Annotated in this window: 16 protein-coding genes, 1 tRNA gene and 1 pseudogene; 7 read left to right on the top strand and 11 right to left on the bottom strand. The window is 66.8% G+C overall.

Annotated elements, in window-relative coordinates:
• Window positions 1-4: 4 nt before the first annotated feature.
• Window positions 5-1638, bottom strand: a pseudogene (locus ACGFK1_RS09240) (fatty acyl-AMP ligase).
• Between the two features lie 490 nt (window positions 1639-2128).
• Here ACGFK1_RS09240 and ACGFK1_RS09235 point away from each other — a divergent pair.
• Window positions 2129-2554, top strand: coding sequence for an enoyl-CoA hydratase/isomerase family protein (locus ACGFK1_RS09235; RefSeq protein WP_393427968.1), 426 nt, complete (start codon window positions 2129-2131; stop codon window positions 2552-2554).
• On the opposite strand, the gene ACGFK1_RS09230 is transcribed toward ACGFK1_RS09235, so the two are convergent.
• Entirely contained in the window at window positions 2514-2816 is a 303-nt protein-coding gene (locus tag ACGFK1_RS09230; RefSeq protein ID WP_393428448.1) for a three-helix bundle dimerization domain-containing protein, read from the bottom strand. The genes ACGFK1_RS09235 and ACGFK1_RS09230 overlap by 41 nt on opposite strands.
• A 337-nt stretch (window positions 2817-3153) precedes the next feature.
• Between ACGFK1_RS09230 and ACGFK1_RS09225 the strand changes: the two genes are divergently transcribed.
• Window positions 3154-3576 (top strand): DUF4383 domain-containing protein, encoded by a 423-nt coding sequence (locus ACGFK1_RS09225; RefSeq protein ID WP_393427967.1) that lies wholly within the window; start codon window positions 3154-3156, stop codon window positions 3574-3576.
• A gap of 165 nt (window positions 3577-3741) precedes the next feature.
• Window positions 3742-4182, top strand: coding sequence for a pyridoxamine 5'-phosphate oxidase family protein (locus ACGFK1_RS09220; protein WP_393427966.1), 441 nt, complete (start codon window positions 3742-3744; stop codon window positions 4180-4182).
• On the opposite strand, the gene ACGFK1_RS09215 is transcribed toward ACGFK1_RS09220, so the two are convergent.
• The 5 genes from ACGFK1_RS09215 to ACGFK1_RS09195 form a co-directional block, all read right to left on the bottom strand.
• Entirely contained in the window at window positions 4179-5117 is a 939-nt protein-coding gene (locus tag ACGFK1_RS09215; RefSeq protein ID WP_393427965.1) for an exopolyphosphatase, read from the bottom strand. The genes ACGFK1_RS09220 and ACGFK1_RS09215 overlap by 4 nt on opposite strands.
• A 97-nt stretch (window positions 5118-5214) precedes the next feature.
• The gene (locus tag ACGFK1_RS09210) at window positions 5215-5706 is read right to left on the bottom strand and encodes a DUF501 domain-containing protein (RefSeq protein ID WP_393427964.1); all 492 of its coding nucleotides are present in this window, start codon (window positions 5704-5706) and stop codon (window positions 5215-5217) included.
• On the bottom strand, window positions 5699-6322 hold the full coding sequence (locus ACGFK1_RS09205) for a septum formation initiator family protein (protein WP_393427963.1): 624 nt from the start codon (window positions 6320-6322) through the stop codon (window positions 5699-5701). Before ACGFK1_RS09205 ends, ACGFK1_RS09210 begins: the two co-directional genes overlap by 8 nt.
• Window positions 6323-6325: 3 nt before the next feature.
• A complete protein-coding gene (gene eno, locus ACGFK1_RS09200) occupies window positions 6326-7621 on the bottom strand; it encodes a phosphopyruvate hydratase (protein WP_393427962.1) in 1296 nt (431 codons plus the stop codon).
• A 77-nt stretch (window positions 7622-7698) separates the two neighbouring features.
• Window positions 7699-8427: a lytic transglycosylase domain-containing protein gene (locus ACGFK1_RS09195; protein ID WP_393427961.1), complete on the bottom strand. Its 729-nt coding sequence runs from the start codon at window positions 8425-8427 to the stop codon at window positions 7699-7701.
• 172 nt (window positions 8428-8599) lie between these two features.
• Here ACGFK1_RS09195 and efeU point away from each other — a divergent pair, with 172 nt between their 5' ends.
• From efeU to efeB, 3 genes are read left to right on the top strand one after another with little or no spacing between them, the layout of a single operon-like run.
• Window positions 8600-9514 (top strand): iron uptake transporter permease EfeU, encoded by a 915-nt coding sequence (efeU, locus tag ACGFK1_RS09190; protein WP_393427960.1) that lies wholly within the window; start codon window positions 8600-8602, stop codon window positions 9512-9514.
• Window positions 9511-10668, top strand: coding sequence for an iron uptake system protein EfeO (gene efeO / locus ACGFK1_RS09185; RefSeq protein WP_393427959.1), 1158 nt, complete (start codon window positions 9511-9513; stop codon window positions 10666-10668). The genes efeU and efeO overlap by 4 nt, the downstream gene beginning before the upstream one ends.
• On the top strand, window positions 10649-11941 hold the full coding sequence (gene efeB / locus ACGFK1_RS09180) for an iron uptake transporter deferrochelatase/peroxidase subunit (RefSeq protein WP_393427958.1): 1293 nt from the start codon (window positions 10649-10651) through the stop codon (window positions 11939-11941). The genes efeO and efeB overlap by 20 nt, the downstream gene beginning before the upstream one ends.
• Window positions 11942-12014: 73 nt before the next feature.
• On the opposite strand, the gene ACGFK1_RS09175 is transcribed toward efeB, so the two are convergent.
• The 4 genes from ACGFK1_RS09175 to ACGFK1_RS09160 all read right to left on the bottom strand — a co-directional run bounded on the left by ACGFK1_RS09175 (window position 12015) and on the right by ACGFK1_RS09160 (window position 17989).
• On the bottom strand, window positions 12015-13091 hold the full coding sequence (locus ACGFK1_RS09175; RefSeq protein ID WP_393427957.1) for a nucleoside triphosphate pyrophosphohydrolase: 1077 nt from the start codon (window positions 13089-13091) through the stop codon (window positions 12015-12017).
• Window positions 13088-16744 carry a transcription-repair coupling factor gene (mfd, locus tag ACGFK1_RS09170; RefSeq protein WP_393427956.1) on the bottom strand — a complete coding sequence of 1219 codons (3657 nt, stop codon included), beginning with the start codon at window positions 16742-16744 and terminating at the stop codon, window positions 13088-13090. Before mfd ends, ACGFK1_RS09175 begins: the two co-directional genes overlap by 4 nt.
• Before the next feature lie 58 nt (window positions 16745-16802).
• Window positions 16803-17315 (bottom strand): GAF domain-containing protein, encoded by a 513-nt coding sequence (locus ACGFK1_RS09165; RefSeq protein WP_393427955.1) that lies wholly within the window; start codon window positions 17313-17315, stop codon window positions 16803-16805.
• A 71-nt stretch (window positions 17316-17386) separates the two neighbouring features.
• The gene (locus tag ACGFK1_RS09160) at window positions 17387-17989 is read right to left on the bottom strand and encodes a TetR/AcrR family transcriptional regulator (protein ID WP_393428447.1); all 603 of its coding nucleotides are present in this window, start codon (window positions 17987-17989) and stop codon (window positions 17387-17389) included.
• 122 nt (window positions 17990-18111) lie between these two features.
• On the opposite strand from ACGFK1_RS09160, the gene ACGFK1_RS09155 reads away from it, so the two are divergent.
• A tRNA-Gln gene (locus ACGFK1_RS09155) sits at window positions 18112-18183 on the top strand.
• Window positions 18184-18256: the final 73 nt, after the last annotated feature.

Genomic DNA, 18256 nt, shown 5'->3' with positions numbered 1-18256 from the left:
CTTTTCAGTTGACGAGTGCCAGGGCGTGGGCGCGCCGCAGTTTGCCCGACGGCGTCTTGGGGATCATGCCCGGCTGAAGCACCACCACATTGCGGGGCCGGACGTCGACCTCGGCGACCACCTCGTGCGCCACTTGGCGCTGGATGCGGCGCACCTGCGCCGGGTCGTCGTACTCCTTGGATTCCACCGCCACCGCGAACGTCTCCCGTGAATGCCCGGCGTCCAGGCGCACCGCCACCGAACAGCCCGGCCGAACCCCCGTAACACGGGAGGCGGCGCGCTCGATGTCGGTCGGGTAGATGTTGCGGCCGGCCATAATGATCACGTCCTTGAGCCGGCCGCACACCACCACGTTGCCCGTTTCGGTGAGGTAGCCCAGGTCACCGGTGTCATACCAGCCCCGTTCGTCCTGCGCGGGCAGGAATCCGCCCACCGTGGTGTAGCCCTTGGTCACCGGTTCACCGCGCACTTCGATGACGCCGACGCCGCGCGGCGGCAGCACGCTGCCGTCCTCGTCGATGATGCGCAGCTCCATGCCGGTCAGCGGCTGGCCCAGGGACACCAGCCGCCGGGTGTGTTCCTTGCTTGCAGGGACGGCGCGGCGCAGAACGGCGAGCAGGTCGGCGTCAACCTCGTCGACCACCATGCCGCCGCCGCACTTGGAAAATGACACCGCGACCGTCGTCTCGGCCATACCGTAGGCCGGGATGATCGCCTCGGGCCGCAACCCGAACGGTGCCCCGGCCTCGCAGAGGTCCTCGACATCACAAGGATCGACCTGCTTGGCGCCCGAGAGCGCCCACCGCAACGAGGAAAGGTCGTAGTCGCCGGGGGTGGCCTGCCTGCGCAACCGCTTGGCGAACAGGTTGTAGGCGAAGTTCGGTGCCGCCGTCATGGTGCCCTTGTACTTGTCAATAAGCTTGGCCCACAACAACGTATCGCGCAGGAAATCCATCGGTGTGATCTTGACGAGCTCGCCGCCGTGTTACATCGGCACGGTCAGATAGCCCGTCATGCCCATGTCGTGAAAGCACGGGAGCCAGCTCACGCTCACGTCGGTGTCGACGTCGAAGTTGCAGCCGGCGATCATCGCCTCGGCATTGGCAACGAAGTTGCGGTGGCTGATCTGGACAGCTTTGGGCGACCCGGTCGACCCCGACGTCAGCTGCATGAGCGCCACATCATCGTCGTCGGTCTCGACCGGGGAGATCGCGCGGCCTTTGAGCAGTTCTTGGGCCGTCAGCACCTGCATCCCGAGCTCGGAGAGCACGGGCGCCGCCGCCATGAACGGATCCGAGACGACGACCGCGGCTGCGTCGATCATCTTGATGACGGCCGTGGTCTCCTCGGCCCAGCGCTGCAGGTCGGTGCGCGGGGTGGCTGGTGCAGCATGGTCAAACTCGCCCCGCGCATCCAAATGCCCTGCGCGGTCGGTGCGATCTCAACAGGCGCGCCAGCCAGCACCGCGACAGCGTCACCGTGTCCAACACCGCCGGCGGCCAGACCACCGGCGACGCTGCGGGCCCGCTGGTGCACCTCGGCCCACGTGTGCCGGACGGGGGCGTCGGGCTCACCGGTGGTCATGCCCTTGAAGCTGGACCGCGCGTTGAAGAACATCGTCTCGGTAAACTGGCTCACGGCAATCGCTTTGGCTTGTTTGAAAATGCAGCTCGTGTTCGTCGTGTGAGTAACCAGCGCAAATTTGCAGGCACGCCAGGAATTTCGAGAGCCGCTGGGGTTCGGCCCGTCGTCGAGGACTGTCCGGCGTCGACGGCGACTACCGAAGTGCGTCCCCTACGACGTACCCACCCCAAATGATCCGTCCCTCCGGCTGGAGCGACATGCCGAGCATGTCAGACCGCTCGACTGTGCAGACCCGATGCGCTGCGAGCACCGGAGCGCGCCGAACTCGACACCTATCGTGCCTGGGCGGCTGGTGGCCGGGAAACTGGCCACGACGTCAATGGCAGCCTCGATACGCACCAGTTGCTCGAACGAGATCTCTAATTCGAACGTGTCGATGCACTGTTGTTACCGCCTGCGAACAAGTCGCCGCCATTAACCTGGAAAAATGGGCGACCGTGGCGGGAAGGATGCAACAGTTCAAATAAGCGACAGAAGGACCGACATGGCGATCGCCGACGAGCACGCCACCTTCGGAGTGACCTGCCGTCGGTGGAACATCGGATTGGCTGACGGCGGCACCCAACGGCTCACCCGCATTCTGGGGTACCGGCGCGCGATCGAGTTGATCGTCACCGGTCGGGTGATCGGCGCCTGCGAGGCTGAACGCATCGGCCTTGTCAACGAAGTGGTGCCGACGGGAACCTGCCTGCAGCGAGCCATCGAGTTGGCCGAGACCATCGCGGAACTGCCTCAGCCGGCGCTGCGTACCGATCTGGAAGCCGCGCGCACCGGATTGGGCCGACCGCTCGACGACGGACTGCGCATCGAAGCCGAGTGTTTCCGACGCTCCATCGGCGAACCCGAAACTTTCGAAGGTTTGCGCCGATTCAACGAGCGCGACCACCCCGATCTGGCTCGCACGCGCTAACCGTTCGCGACGTGTACCGCTCGAGTTCAGCTCGGGCGTGGCGCTCGACGAACAACGGTACGAAGTCCCGCAACGGCCTGTCGTCGTACCTGGCGTGTACATCGCGAACGACGGACTCCACGGTCGACTCGGAAATGGTCGGATACCGACTCGTCAGACGCGCGACCAACTGGTCGATGACCGTCTGCTCGCTCAACTCGATCACACCGGAACTTTGGCGCCTGTTAAGCCGGCTGTCTAGTTCAGTTCGCTCATTCGCCATGCCCTTGAAAACGCGCCGGCCGGCAGAATGCATCCGTTACCCCAAAGTCATGCGAATCATTGTGACGTCGTCATATGTTGATATGCGTCCGCGAGAATGAACTCTGCTCCCGCCCCTTTTGGGTGGTCAGAGCGACAGAGGAGTTGATCGACGATGCGAGCACCAGAAGTCAAGGCCGGCTCCGGCTGTAACTGCCATTGCAACGCGTGCGAGGGCGGCCACCACTGCGGCAACCCGCCGAACTGCAACATCAGGCGGTAGCTACCCCGACTCTTCTGGTTAACCCGGCGCCGGCGGGGGTATTTCTGCTGCGTAAATAAGCGCAGGAGAGAAGGCGATGGCCGCGACCACTCCTAAGTACATGGCGGTCCAGGCCGCGGCGATGATCGTTGCCGCCGGGTTCCTGGTGATTGGTGTGCTGGGGTTCGTCCCCGGTGTGACCACAGCGGGAAAACTGTTCGGCGTGTTTGCGATTTCGGGCCTCGACAACGTTTTGCATCTGGTGTCGGGCTTCGTCGGCTTTGCCCTGGCGCGCACGTATGCCGCATCGCGGGCGTACTTCCTCGGCGGGGGCGTGGTCTACCTGGTGCTGTGGCTGCAGGGCCTGCTCGCGGGCAGTCGCCTACTGCCGGTCAACGGGCCCGACAACTGGCTGCACTTCGGCCTCGGCGTCGGCATGGTGGTGCTGGGCCTGACACTCGCGGGACAACGCGACCCGACGAAGCGCCGCCGCTCACCGAAATCTGCACCCGGCCGGTAATTCTCAACCGTCCGTATTGCGCTGCAGGTGTCGCATGAAAGCCTGGCCGCTGGCCCCTTGAATTAGGGACCCACGCCCCTGCCGCTTCCCCGGCGGATGGTGCACAGTGGCGGTACGGAGCAGTTGACGACGCTGGACGGCTGTCGACAAGGAGGTTGACCGCATATGCCGAAGGGACAAGAGCTCGACGTCCTCAATCGCAGGCAGTGCCTGGATCTGCTGCAGGGCGTTCGGGTCGGCCGGCTCGTGTTCACCGAGGACGCGCTGCCTGCGGTGCAACCGGTGAACTTCCGGTTGTGGCGCGACGACGTGGTGATCCGGGTCGCAGGTGGAGGCAAGCTGACCGCCGCCGCCGCGAACCAAGTCGTGGCTTTCGAAGCCGACGAACTGGATCCCGACCTGCGCTCCGGGTGGAGCGTGACCGTCGTCGGGCACGCCCAAGAGATCACCGGAGTGGACGAATTGGTCGAGGTGGCAGGCACGTTCGTGCAGCCATGGGTGGACGGCAAACGCGACCACTTCGTCCGGATCAAGTCGGAGAAGATGACCGGGCGCCGATTCCGCGAAAGGGGCGTGCCGCACTACGTCGGAACCGCCGCAGGCTAGGCGATCGACAGCGCGATACCGTCAAGGATGTCGTGCTCGCTGACCACCAACTCGTCAATGTTCGCGCGGTCGCCCAACGCGGCCGCAAGCTCCTCGACAATGATTGCGCCGCCGCCGATCACGTCGACGCGGCCCTCATGCATGGGTCCGAGCGCCGCACGTTGTTTGCGGGTCATCGCGATCAACTGCTCGCACACCGGTAGAAGCTCGCTGAACCCGACCCTGGACAGGTGGATCGCCTCGGAGTCGTAGCTGGTCATCTTCTGCGCCAGCGCCGACAGTGTCGTCATGGTGCCCGCCACCCCGACCCAGGTGCGCGCCCGCTCGACGGGCACGGCACGCAGCGCCTCGCCCATACCCTCGCGGACCACCTCACGTGCCGCGGCGATCTCGGCGGGCGTCGGCGGATCGGAGTGCAAGCAGCGCTCGGTGAGCCGCACGCAACCGATGTCCGTCGAGTAGCTCGCCTCGACGTCGCGCGAGCCGAGCACCACTTCGGTCGAGCCTCCGCCCAGGTCGACCACGACGAACGGCGCTGCGGCCGAGTCCAATTCGTCCACCGCGCCATGGAATGACAGCGCAGCCTCCTCGGTGCCGCTGATCACCTCCGCGACCGCACCGGGCACTGCGGCGCCGAGCACGTCGGCGGTCATCGCGAAGAACTCGTGGCGGTTGGCGACGTCGCGGGCCGCCGACGTCGCGACCATCCGCACCTTGGGCACCTCGAACCTGCGCAACAAATCGGCGTAGTCGGCCAGCGCCGCTTTCGTGCGGGCCAGCGCTTCCGGCGCGAACTGCCCTGTGGCATCGACCCCCTGGCCGAGCCGCACGATCCGCATCTCGCGGTGCACATCGGCCAGCCCGCCATCCGTCTTGTCCGCGATCAACAGCCGGATCGAATTCGTGCCGCAGTCGATCGCCGCCACCCGGTTCATGTCCACTGTCCCGTCGAGATCATTGTTACGACACGCAGAACCGCGGTTTTGTGTACCGGAACCTTGTTCCGGCGCCGGGGGTGCGGGTACGCGACACTCACGTCCACTTCTCCTTCTCCAGGATGCCCGCCATCGCCGGCTCCGCCGCCAACACCGCCAAGGCTTCGTCGCCGAAGGGATTGACGCCGGGACCTTTTGCGAGCGAGTGCGCGATCACGACATGCAGACACTTGACCCGCTCCGGCATGCCGCCACCAGAAAACGTCGTACCCAGCGGTTCGACTGCGTCGCGCTCCGCCAAATACGACTCGTGCGCCCTGCGGTACGCGGCTGCCAACTGCGAATCCTGTTGCAGCCGTTCGGACATCTCCCGCATCATGCCCGACGACTCGAGCCTGCTGGCCGCAGCGGTGAGCACTGGATGCGTCAGGTAGTACAACGTCGGAAACGGGGTGCCGTCGGGCAGTCTGGGTGCGGTCTTGACGACGCCGGGCTCGCCGTTGGGGCATCGGTAGGCGATCTCGAGCACGCCGCGGGGCTCGCGGCCCAGTTGCCGCGCGACGATGTCGAGATCCGCTGCGTCAACCACCGGGAGGCGGCGGGGGCGCAGGGGCGGGAGCAGGCACGGGCGAAACCCCGTGTGGCGCATCGGCGATGGTGTGCCACAGCGACGTGTACCAGGGGTCGCCGCTCTTCACCGTCGGCGCCTCGCCGCCAGGGGCGCCCGGCGCGATGGCGCTCTCGGGCAACTGCACCTGATACGGGATGTCGCCGGGCATCACGAAGCCGAGTCGTTCGCGGGCCTGCGCGGCGATGAAGACCGGGTCGGCGAGCTTGACCTTCTGCTCCTCGAGATCGGCGATCTGCGAACGAAGTTGCTCCTCGGTCGCCTTCAACTGCTTCATCTCCGTGCGCTGCGCGAAGTACGTCCGCACCGGCCCGGCGATGGTCAGCGTGAGCACACACACCACCGCGGCGAGGATTGCCGCGCGACGGGCCGCCGATCCGAACCGCTGTTCGGACTGCTGCTCCGCCGCGGCGACGATCGACTCGCGGATGGTTTCCTTCGGCTTCTCGACGGGCGCGGCCTGGACAGAAGCCGAAGCCTTCTCGTTGGTGCGTGGTTGGCGGCGGGCAGGCGCGGTCCCCTTCGGGCGGCCCGCAGGGGACCGCCGTTTGGGATCGGGCCGTTTCGCCTCAGGCACGGGTTATTTGGCCCCCGCCTCTACGGAGAACCGCGGGAAGGCCAGGTCGCCTGCGTAACGCGCCGCGTCGCCGAGGATTTCCTCGATGCGCAGCAACTGGTTGTACTTCGCCACACGCTCACTGCGGGCCGGGGCACCGGTCTTGATCTGGCCGCTGCCCACCGCGACGGCGAGGTCGGCGATCGTGGTGTCCTCGGTCTCGCCGCTGCGGTGGCTCATCATCGTGCGGTAGCCGCTGTTGTGCGCCAAGGCCACCGCATCCAGGGTCTCGGTGAGCGTGCCGATCTGGTTGACCTTCACCAGAAGGGCGTTGGCCGCACCCTTTTCGATGCCGTCCTCGAGCCGCTCGGGATTGGTGACGAACAGGTCGTCGCCGACCAGTTGCACGCGATCGCCGATGGCCGTGGTCAGCGCCACCCAGCCGTCCCAGTCGTCCTCCGACAGCGGGTCCTCGATCGACACCAGTGGATAGGAGTCGATCAGCCCGGCGTAGAACTCGGACATCTGCTCGGCGGTGCGGGTCTCCTTCTCGAAGCTGTAACCCGTTCCCGCGGTGAAGAATTCGGTAGCCGCGACATCGAGGGCCAAAGCCACGTCGGAGCCAGGCTTGAGGCCGGTCGCCTCGATGGCGCTCAGGATCAGGTCGAGCGCCGCCTTGGTGCCTGCGACGTCGGGCGCGAAGCCGCCCTCGTCGCCGAGGCCGGTGGCCAGGCCCTGCTTCTTGAGGACCGACTTCAGCGAGTGGTACACCTCGGCGCCCCAGCGCAGCGATTCCTTGAACGACGGCGCACCGATCGGCGCGACCATGAACTCCTGGACGTCGACACCGGTGTCGGCGTGGGCGCCGCCGTTGAGGATGTTCAACATCGGCACCGGCAGGATGTGCGCGTTGGGCCCACCGATGTAGCGGAACAGCGGCAGCTCAGCCGCCTCGGCGGCGGCCTTGGCCACGGCGAGCGACACCCCGAGCATCGCGTTGGCGCCGAGGCGGGACTTGTCCGGTGTGCCGTCGAGGTCGACCAGCGCCTGGTCGACAAGCCGCTGATCGTCGGCGGACAGGCCGATGACCACCGGTGCGATGTCGTCGAGCACGGCGTTGACCGCCTTCTCGACGCCCTTGCCGCCGTAACGGCTACCGCCGTCGCGCAGTTCCACCGCTTCGTGCTCGCCGGTCGACGCCCCCGAAGGCACCGCGGCACGGGCGAAGGTGCTGTCCGACAGGGCCACTTCGACCTCGACCGTCGGGTTACCGCGGGAGTCGAGGATCTCGCGGGCTCCAACCTGCTCGATGATGGGCACTGGCATTCTCCTTGGTCTTGGACCGGCACCGCCGGACTCGCAGATGAGCCTAGAGCGTGCATCCGCCCGCGTCGTGCTTAGAGGGGGTGTCCGTTCGCGTAGGCCGTCGCCCAGTCCCTGACGGTGCGGGCGTACTGGTCGGAGTGGTTGTAGGCGTGCAGCGCGTCCATCCAACCGCGCGCCTTGGCCAGGTCTTTGCCGCGCCAGCACAGGTAGCCCGCCGCGGACAGCGCGGCGTCGTCGAAATTGTCCGGGCTGACGATGCCGTCATTGTTGGCGTCGACGCCGTAGAGCTTCCAGGTTTCAGGGATGAACTGCATCGGCCCCATGGCCCTTGCGTACTGCGGATCACCGTCGGCGTCGGCGTCGTTGTCGATGATCTCCAGATTGCCGTTGGTGCCGTCGAGGCGCACACCGCGGATCGGCGGGGTGACGTCGCCGTTCGGCGCGATGACCGCGCCGCGGTAGGTGCCGTGGTGGCTCTCCACCTGTCCGATGCCCGCCAGCGTCGTCCACGCGATGTGGCAGTCGGGATTCTCCACCTCCGCGACCCGGGCGGCGTAGGCATAGGCCTCGAGCGCGGCAGCAGGCATGCCCAGTGCGGGCGCGCGCTGGGCCGCCCACTCGCGCAGTTGGTCGGCGGGCCTGCCCTTGGCGTGGGTGTCGATCTTCGGCACCGGATCGCCGGGAGGCGGCGGCACCCCCTCGGGAATCGGCGTGCCCATTTGCCAAGAGCAACTGGAGGCCATCAGTAGCACTGTCGCGCCGATCACCGCGACAGCCCGTAGCCAACGCACTGGCGACACCGGACTCCCTCAAACCCACTCTCGTCATTGCCATGGTCGCATGCACGCGGACCAGATCGGCAATGCTCACCGGACCTGTGCTCTGCCGTGTCTCGCCCTGCTAAGGTGAGCCACACCTTTCTTTGGACAGCCAAAGCAAAGTGCGCGATTACGGCGTAGCGAGGACAAGTCGATGACTGCTGGTACGGACTTCCATGTCAGTATTCAGGCCGCCGCACCCAACATCACATCGCAGCTGTTCGGAAGCGGTTTGATCGGCCTGCGCGAAGGCCTCGAGGCGGCGATCGTCGTCAGCATCCTTGTCGCATTCCTGGTCAAGGCGCAGCGCCGCGACGCGCTCAAGTGGGTGTGGCTGGGCGTCGGCGCGGCGATCGCGATGACTGTCGTGGTGTTCCTGGTGATCCAGTTCGGCGAGAACACGATCTCGGGGTTGGCGGCCGAGGCGATCGCCGGACTCGCCTCGGTGGTGGCCGTGGCCATCGTCACGACCATGGTGCTGTGGATGAAGCGGGCCGCCGCGTCGATATCCGGTGAACTGCGCGGCGACATGCAGCGCGCGCTGGAGACCGGATCGCTGGCGGTGCTGGCGCTGGCGTTTTTGGCGGTGGGCCGCGAAGGCGTCGAGACGGCGCTGTTCATGGTCGGCTATGCCGAGGCGCAGACGTCGTGGCCGCTGATCGGCCTGGTGATCGGTGTGGTGGCCGCCGCGGCGATCGCATACGGCATGTACGCCGGCGCCGTGCGGATCAACCTCGCGAAGTTCTTCTCCTACACCGGCGTGTTCCTGATCCTGGTGGCCGCGGGCATCCTGTCCTATGGCGTCGGCGCCCTTCAGACCGTCGGCTGGCTGCCGGGGCTGAGCGCCAAGGCTTTCGACATCAGCACCTGGTTCAACTGGTCGTCCTGGTACGGCGAGATCATCCAGGGCGTCTTCAACATCACGCCGACGCCGACCGTGCTGCAACTGGTCGCGTGGCTGGCCTACCTCGTGCTGGTGCTGTCGATCTTCCTGCGGCCGGCCACGTCGCCCGCGCGACCCGATCCGTCTGACCAACCCCTTCCCGAACCCGAAAGGTCCACCACGTGAAGCTTCATTCGTCCCTTGCCGTCGCAACGGCTGCGCTGGCGGGTCTGGCCCTGACGAGCTGCCAGGCGAAGGAAGAGGCGGCCCCTGCCGAACCGGGAAAGAGTTCACCGTCGCAGATCACGGTCAACGCGTCGGACACCGCGTGCGAGCTGTCGGGCACCGAAGCGGCCACCGGCGCAAGCACCTTCGTCATCACCAACAACGGCAACAAAGTCACCGAGTTCTACGTCTACGGCGAGGGCGAGCGGGTGATGGGCGAGGTGGAGAACATCTCCCCCGGCCTGCAGCGCAAGCTGATCGTCCAACTCGCCGAGCCGGGCACCTACCAGACCGCGTGCAAGCCGGGCATGGTCGGCGACGGCATCCGCGCCGACTTCAAGGTCACCGGTGACGCGGTGAAGGTCGACGAAGCCGGCAAGTTCAAGGAAGCCTCCGACAGCTACAAGCGGTACGTCAACAGCCAGACCGACGCGCTGATCGCGGCGACCGGGGTGTTCGTCGACGCGATCAAGAAGGGTGACGTCAACGCGGCCAAGGCGCAATACCCCGTCGCACGAACCTATTACGAGCGCATCGAGCCCGTCGCCGAGTCGTTCCCGAACGATCTCGATCCGCGCATCGACCTCCGCGAGGCGGATTTGGAGCCGGGTCAGAGGTGGACCGGCTTCCACCGGTTGGAGAAGGATCTGTGGGTCACCGGTTTGCAGCCCGACAGCAACGCGATGGCCGACCAGCTGATGGCCGACGTGAACGAACTCGACAAGGGCGTGAAGGCGCCTGAGTACAGGATCGACTCGACCCAGATCGCCGGCGGCGCACAGGGTCTGCTCGACGAGGTGGGCGCCAGCAAGATCACCGGCGAAGAGGACATCTTCAGCCACACCGACCTGTGGGATTTCAAGGCCAACGTCGAGGGCTCGCAGACCGCGGTGGCGTCGGTGCGGCCAATCCTCGACGAGCGCAACGCCGACCTCGGGAAAAAGGTCGACCAGCGGTTCGCTGAGGTCGAGGCGCTGCTCGAAAAGTACCGGCAGGGCGACGGATTCGTGTCCTACGACAAGGTCACCGAACCGCAGCGCCAGGAGCTGTCGCGGGCGATCGACGCGTTGTCCAAGGAAGTAAGCCAGGTGCAAGGTGTCATCGCGCCCCAGTGACCCCGAACCGCGGCGGGGCCTCTCACGGCGGAAGCTGTTCGGCGCGGCGGGGGCGACCGCCGCGGTGGTGGGCGCCGCGGGCGCAGGAGCACTCGCGGGTCGGGCGTCGGCGGCGAGCGTTGATGTCGGCCTGGACAAGCCGATACCGTTCCGCGGAGAGCGCCAGGCGGGCATCATCACACCGCAGCAGGATCGAATGCACTTCTGCGCCTTCGATGTCACGACCGATAGCCGCGAGGACGTCATCGCGCTGCTGAAGCAGTGGACCCAGATGGCCGAGCGGATGACGCAGGGTGAAGACGCGGTGCCGAACGGTGCTGTCGGCGGCAATCCCTATGCGCCGCCGGATGATACGGGCGAGGCGCTGGGCCTGCCGGCGTCCGGCTTGACGTTGACGATCGGGTTCGGGCCGTCGTTCTTCTCGAAGGACGGCAAGGACCGGTTCGGTATCGCTTCGCAGCGCCCTGCGGCGCTGGCCGACCTGCCGAAGTTCACCAACGAGATATTGGATCCGGCCAAGTGCGGCGGCGACATCTGCATCCAGGCGTGCGCACACGACCCACAGGTCGCCGTGCACGCTGTGCGCAACTTGGCTCGCGTCGGGTTCGGCACGGTCGCGGTGAAGTATTCACAGCTGGGCTTCGGCCGGACGTCCTCGACGACGCGCGACCAGGCGACACCACGAAATATGTTGGGGTTCAAGGACGGAACCAACAACATCAAGGCCGATGACCACGATGCGCTCGACAAGAACGTCTGGGTGGCCACGGGCGACGGGCCTGACTGGCTGGCGGGTGGCACGTATCTGGTGACGCGGCGGATCCGCAATCGCATCGAGGCGTGGGATCGGACCACGCTCAAGGAGCAGGAGCGCGTGATCGGGCGTCAGAAGGGCAGCGGTGCGCCCAATGGCTACGACGACGAGTTCGCGCCGGTGGACTTCGGCATCAAGGACGCTGACGGAAACCCGCTGATCGACGTCGACGCCCACATTCGGTTGGTGTCGCCCGACCATCTCGGCGGAATCAAGATGCTGCGCCGCGGATACAACTTCACCGACGGATCCGACGGATTCGGTCACCTCGATGCCGGGTTGTTCTTCATCGCGTTCGTGCGCAGCCCTGCCACGAACTTCGTCCCGGTGCTGGCCCAGATGTCGGGCGATGCGTTGAACGAGTACATTTTCCACACCGGCACAGCCGTTTTCGCGTGCCCGCCGGGCATCCGCGAGGGTGACGCGTCGGCGTACTGGGGTTCCACGCTGTTCGCCTGAGCCTTCGCCCAATGTGAACCTACTGTGATTTTTCGGCGATTTCTTCGCAGTGGCTTCACACTGGGGCGAAGGCTCAGGCGCTGAGGTCTTCGGGCGCGGGCTCGGGCACGTCAACCGGCGCGGGCTCCGGCACCTCAACCGGCGCGGGCTCCGGGACGTCAGCGGGCGTCGGCTCAGGAATGCGGTCCGGCGCGGGCTCGGTGTCGTCGGCCGTCGACCAGTACGTGCGCCACTCCTCCTCGGAGATCTCGCCAAGCGTTGTCATGTCCAGTTCCTCGGGGACGTCCTCACCGCGGCGGCCGGCGGCGATCGCGTGCTCCACCGTGCGCACGGTGTCCATGAACTCCAGAACAGCTGAGCGCAAGACGTTTTCAGCATCCGAGTCCACCGTCACCGTCACCGTCGTGATGGAGTCAGGGACCAGATCGCCGGGCAGCCCCGCGGCGGCCACCCGCTCGAGCACCTTCTGCGCCAACGCCAACGCCGGCTGGGCGGTCGGCACGTCGTCCATCGACGAGTTGCGCGTCTTCTCGAGTTTCTTGCGCTCCTCCCACTGGGCGAGCTGCTCGTCCAGCGAGATCGTCTCCCCCGCCAGCACGGCGGGCACCCGGTTGCCGAGCTTGCGCACCAACGAATCCGCCACATCGTCGATGGTGAACGGGTGCTGCGGCGCATCCTCGGCAATACGCGCGTGAAACAGCACTTGCAGCAACACATCGCCGAGTTCTTCGCGCAGTTCGTCGGCGTTGCCGCCACGCACCGCGTCGAACACCTCGTAGGTCTCTTCGAGCAGGTAGCGCCGTAGCGAGTCGTGGGTTTGCTCGCCCTCCCACGGCCCCGCCGTGCGCAGCTTGTCCATCATCGCCACCGCGTCCACCAACCGCTCACCCGCGGCGGGCTCAGGCGCCGCGATCAGCTTGTCGCCTGCCGCAAGGCGCTCCTTCACCGCGGGATGCTCGCGATCCGACGACAGCAACACCGGGGCGGCCTCGTCTTCCGGCGCGCCGAAGAACCACGGCCGCGCGGCAGGCAGCGACCAGGGCACCTTGACAGGCATCTCCTCGGTGTATTGGACGTCGCCGCCCAGCAAGTCGATGGCCTCGACAGGGACGAGCGAAGGTCGGCGAGGATCGACCAGGACGACGGTCATGTCGCCTGTCTCTTGTCACTCATCGGCCTACCTCCGAACTTCGTTATATCAACACCTTCCTGGGGTTTTCCATCGAGGGCGAGTACCAAACCGGCTACGAAAGCGACGAGTTCAAGATCACGAATCCGCGGCGCGCCGACGCCGGAACCCGCCCGCGGGATCGGCACCTGCACCGTCGACGTGGTCGCGCGGTAATTCGCTCCCGGGTACAGCCGCTTGAGCCGCAGTTGCTGCGAATCGGCCAACTGCAGCGGCGACAGCCGCAACGTGGACTCCGATATGGCACTCAGTTCGGTGATCCGGTAGGTCCTGAACAGCAACCGCAGCCGCGCCACAGCAACCAATCTCTCGGCCGCTTCCGGCAGCGGACCGTAGCGGTCGATCAACTCGTCGACCACTGCATCCACCCCGGCGTCGTCGGCGGCCGCCGCCAGCCGCCGATAGGCCTCCAGGCGCAACCGGTCGCTGGGAATGTAATCCGGCGCCAAATGCGCATCGACGGGTAGGTCGATCCGGACGTCCTTCGGTTCTTCAGGCGCCACAACGGTTTTCCCGTCAGCCGCCGCGCGGTACGCCTCGACCGCCTCGCCGACCAGCCGCACGTAGAGGTCGAACCCGACGCCCGCGACGTGCCCGGACTGCTCGGCGCCCAGCACGTTTCCCGCCCCGCGAATCTCGAGGTCCTTCATCGCGACCGCCATGCCCGCGCCCAGCTCGTTGTTCTGCGCGATGGTCGCCAGCCGGTCATAGGCGGTCTCGGTCAGCGGCACCTCGGGCGGATAGAGGAAGTACGCATAGCCGCGCTCACGGGAACGCCCCACCCTGCCGCGCAGCTGGTGCAACTGGGACAGCCCGAATGTGTCGGCGCGGTCCACGATCAACGTGTTCGCGTTCGAAATGTCAAGGCCCGTCTCGACGATCGTCGTGCACACCAGGATGTCGAACTCGCGGTTCCAGAAGCCCTCGACCGTGCGCTCCAGCAGATCCTCCGGCATCTGCCCGTGCGCGATCGCGACGCGGGCCTCCGGCACCAGCGCGCGCACCTTCGCGGCCGCCTGCTCGATCGAGCGCACCCGGTTGTGGATGTAGAACGCCTGCCCGTCGCGCAGCATCTCGCGCCGCAACGCCGCCGCGATCTGCTTGTCGTCGTGCGGGCCGACGTATGTCAGCACCGGATACCGCTCCTCCGGCGGGGTGAGGATCGTCGACATCTCGCGGATCCCGGCCAGGCTCATCTCCAGCGTGCGCGGGATCGGCGTTGCGCTCATCGTCAACACGTCGACGTGGGTGCGCATCGATTTGATGTGCTCTTTGTGCTCGACGCCGAAGCGCTGCTCTTCGTCGACCACGACCAGGCCGAGGTCCTTCCACGTCACGCCGGTCTGCAACAGCCGGTGGGTGCCGATCACGATGTCGACGGAGCCGTCCTTCATGCCTTCGAGCACCGCCCGCGATTCGGCGGGGTCGGTGAACCGCGACAGTCCCTTGACGGTGACCGGGAAGCCGGCCATCCGCTCGGTGAAGGTTTGCAGGTGCTGGTCGGCCAGCAGCGTCGTCGGGACCAGCACCGCGACCTGCTTACCGTCCTGCACCGCCTTGAACGCCGCGCGCACCGCGATCTCGGTCTTGCCGTAGCCGACGTCGCCGCAGATCACCCGATCCATCGGCACCGGCTTCTCCATGTCGGCCTTGACTTCGGTGATCGCGGTCAACTGGTCCACGGTCTCGGTGAAGCCGAACGCGTCCTCCATCTCCGCCTGCCACGGGGTGTCCGGTGCGAACGCGTGGCCCGGTGACGTCTGCCGCTTGGCGTACAGCGACACCAGTTCGGCCGCGATCTCGCGAACCGCCCTGCGCGCCTTGGTCTTGGTGTTGGCCCAGTCGCTGCCGCCGAGCCTGCTCAACGTCGGCGCCTCGCCGCCGACGTAGCGGGACAGCTGATCCAACGAGTCCATCGGCACGTAAAGCCGGTCCGACCCGCCACCGCGCTTGGCCGACGCGTATTCGAGCACCAGATATTCGCGCCGGGCGCCGCCCACCACGCGTTCGGTCATCTCGACGAACCGGCCGATGCCGTGCTGATCGTGTACCACCAGATCGCCTGCGGTCAGCGCCAGCGGATCGACCACGTTGCGCCGCTTGGCCGCCAGCTTCTTGCCCTCGGTCGCGGTGGCCCGGTTGCCGGTCAAATCGGTCTCGGTGATCACCACCAGGTTGGCGCCCTCGAGCACCACACCGTCGTGCAGCGGGCCCTTGAGCACGCCGACCACACCTTCTTTCGGGGCGATGCCGCCATCCAAAAGCGTTGCGGGAGTGTCGGATTCGGCTAGCTGTTCGATGACGCGGTGCGCCGTGCCGGTGCCGGGCGTTACGACAGCGGCGTAGCCGCCGGTCGCGACGTGCGCCCGCAGCATCGCGAAGATTTCGTCGATGTTCGACTGCTGGCCCCGCGCCGACGGCGCCGGGCGGATGTTCAGCTCCAAAGCCGACTCGTCGGACAGCTGCGAGAGCGTCCACCACGGGTGCCCGCCGTCGCGCGCGGCGTCTCGGGCGTCGTCGATTTCGACGAAGCCCGACGCGCCCAGCGCCTCGATGTCGATCGGCACGTCACCGCCGACCGCCGCCGTCGACCATGACGCCTCCAGGAACTCGCGCCCGGTCTTGATCAGGTCGGCCGCCCGGGTGCGCACCTTCTCCGGATCGCAGATCAGCAGCGGCGTGCCCTCGGGTAGATGCGCCGACAGCGTTGTCAGTTGGGTGGGCCGCAGCAGCGGCAGCAGTGCCTCCATGCCGTCGACGGGAATGCCTTCGGACAGCTTGGCCAGCATGTCGGGGACGCTGCCCGGCACGCTGTTCTCGGCCACCGGGTGCTGGGCGGACAACTCCGCGGCACGGTCGCGGACGTCGTCGGTCAGCAGCAGCTCGCGGCACGGCACAGCGACCACGAAGTCCGCGTCGATCTCGGGGATGGAGCGCTGGTCGGCGACGGAGAACATCCGCATCTCGGAGACTTCGTCGCCCCAGAACTCCACACGCACCGGGTGTTCGGCGGTCGGCGGGAACAAGTCGAGAATGCCGCCGCGGACCGCGAATTCGCCACGCTTGCCGACCATGTCGACGCGCTCGTACGCCAACTCCACCAGCCGCGCGATGATGTCGTCGAACTCGGCCTCGACGCCGACGATCAGCGTCACCGGCTCGACGTCGGCAATGTCCGGAGCCATCGGCTGCAGCAGCGACCGTGCGGTGGTGACCACGATGCGCAGTGGCGGCCCGAGTCGCGAGTCGTCAGGGCGCGCAAGCCTGCGCAACACCATCAGCCGCGCACCGACGGTGTCGACGCCCGGCGACAACCGCTCGTGCGGCAGCGTCTCCCAGGACGGGAAAAGCGCTACCGCGTCCCCGAAGACGCCACGCAGTTCGGCGGTCAGGTCGTCGGCTTCGCGGCCGGTTGCGGTGACGACGAGCAGCGGTCCGGCCTGCGCAAGCGCGGCGGCCGCGAACAGCCGCGCACTGGCAGGCCCGACGAGTGCGAGATCGCTGGGTCGCTCTGCGGCGCGACGGGCGACGTCCGCCAGCGACGGATCCCTCAACGCCAGGTCAACGAGCCCCGCGATCGGGGTTTGAACATGGGTGTGCCCCGATGCGGTCATGATGGTTCCATCCTAGGCCCGCGATCAAAGTCGTTGTGGTGCTGGCCAAGTCCGCCGGCTAGGGGGCCGCGCCCGCCTGGAAACTCGGGTCGGGCATACCGTCGGGGAAACGCCGCAGCGCCGTCACTGCCAGGCCCGCGAGTTGTTCCAGCGCCTGCACGGCCGCCGCGGACGGCTGTCGCGGGCGTGCCCAGTACGCGCCGATCGCACCGAGCGGTTCGGGCGCCAGCATGGGCGCCATCACCAGGCTGCGGACGAATGTGGGGCGGTAGGCCGCCTGGGGGATGCGGTCGTCACAGCGGATATCGGGGATCGACACCGTGGTGCCGTGCAGCATCGCCCACCCGCTGATGCAGTGGGTCGCGGGAAACCGTTGCCCCTTCCACAGCGGGCTCATCGAGTCCTCGTCGGCGTAGTAGCAGTCCTGGCCGTCGAGAAGGACGAACGTCGCGCCCTGGGCGCCGGTGAGGCGGCGGGCTGCGGTCTTCGCCACATGCTGGACGTCTTCCAACCGCTTGGCGGCGTCGAGTTGCGCGTCAACCTCGTCGAGAACCTCTTGGGTGTCGCTCACGGGACCTCCGTCGTGCGGTTGGTCCACGATAGCCCGAACGGCAGACACCGGTCGGGTGTTTGCCAGCGCAATCACTCGTCGATCAGCTGGGGATCGTCCTCGAGATGCATCAAGCCGTTCCAGCACAGGTTGACCAGATGCGCGGCGACCACTTCTTTCTTGGGCTCACGCACGTCGAGCCACCACTGCGCCGTCATCGACACCGAACCGACAAGCGCCTGGGCGTACAGCGGCGCCATGTCGGGGTCAAGGCCACGCCGGGAGAAATCGCCCGCCAGGATCGACGACACCTGGTTGACGGCCTCATTGAGCAGCGTCGAGTAGGTGCCTGCGGTGATGGCCGCCGGCGAGTCGCGGATCAGGATCCGGAACCCGTCGGTGCGTTCGTCGACGTAGGTCAGCAGCGCCAGCGCCACCCGCTCGATACGCAGCCGGGACCGGTTGTTGGTCATCTTGGTCAGCGACGAGGTGATCCCGTCGAGCAGCGCCGACATCTCCCGGTCGACGACCACCGCGTAGAGGCCCTCCTTGCCGCCGAAGTGTTCGTAGACGACGGGTTTGGAGACGTTGGCCCGCTGCGCGATCTCCTCGATCGAGGTGCCCTCGTACCCGCGCTCGGCGAACAGCGTGCGGGCGACGTCGATCAGTTGATGACGCCGTTCGGTGCCGGTCATTCTGGCGCGGGGCGCACGCACTTCCTTGTCCGGTGCTGCCACGCCTTCAGGCTAATCTCCCGCTCGCTCCGCTCGTGCCCCTTGGGACGTAAGCCGTTCGGCTAGCATCACGAGTTGATCAGTCCGTCGTGGTGTAATCGGCAGCACCTCTGATTTTGGTTCAGATAGTTCAGGTTCGAGTCCTGGCGACGGAGCTTTTCGGGCCGCGAGCGACCGCGAAATGACAGAGTGAACCCGCGTGTCGCTGTACAAACACGGTCGCTCGCG

This window comes from Mycobacterium sp. NPDC048908 (genome assembly GCF_043197955.1).
Lineage (GTDB): Bacteria > Actinomycetota > Actinomycetes > Mycobacteriales > Mycobacteriaceae > Mycobacterium.
The sequence above is the reverse complement of the archived record's forward strand: the minus strand, read 5'-3'. Positions and strand labels throughout refer to the sequence as shown.

Excerpts from the sequence above, each read along its gene's own strand:
- ACGFK1_RS09235 (WP_393427968.1), top strand. The coding sequence starts at position 2,129 with ATGGCGATCGCCGACGAGCACGCCACCTTCGGAGTGACCTGCCGTCGG.
- ACGFK1_RS09230 (WP_393428448.1), bottom strand. The coding sequence starts at position 2,816 with ATGGCGAATGAGCGAACTGAACTAGACAGCCGGCTTAACAGGCGCCAA.
- ACGFK1_RS09225 (WP_393427967.1), top strand. The coding sequence starts at position 3,154 with ATGGCCGCGACCACTCCTAAGTACATGGCGGTCCAGGCCGCGGCGATG.
- ACGFK1_RS09220 (WP_393427966.1), top strand. The coding sequence starts at position 3,742 with ATGCCGAAGGGACAAGAGCTCGACGTCCTCAATCGCAGGCAGTGCCTG.
- ACGFK1_RS09215 (WP_393427965.1), bottom strand. The coding sequence starts at position 5,117 with ATGAACCGGGTGGCGGCGATCGACTGCGGCACGAATTCGATCCGGCTG.
- efeU (WP_393427960.1), top strand. The coding sequence starts at position 8,600 with ATGACTGCTGGTACGGACTTCCATGTCAGTATTCAGGCCGCCGCACCC.
- ACGFK1_RS09175 (WP_393427957.1), bottom strand. The coding sequence starts at position 13,091 with ATGACCGTCGTCCTGGTCGATCCTCGCCGACCTTCGCTCGTCCCTGTC.
- mfd (WP_393427956.1), bottom strand. The coding sequence starts at position 16,744 with ATGACCGCATCGGGGCACACCCATGTTCAAACCCCGATCGCGGGGCTC.
- ACGFK1_RS09160 (WP_393428447.1), bottom strand. The coding sequence starts at position 17,989 with ATGACCGGCACCGAACGGCGTCATCAACTGATCGACGTCGCCCGCACG.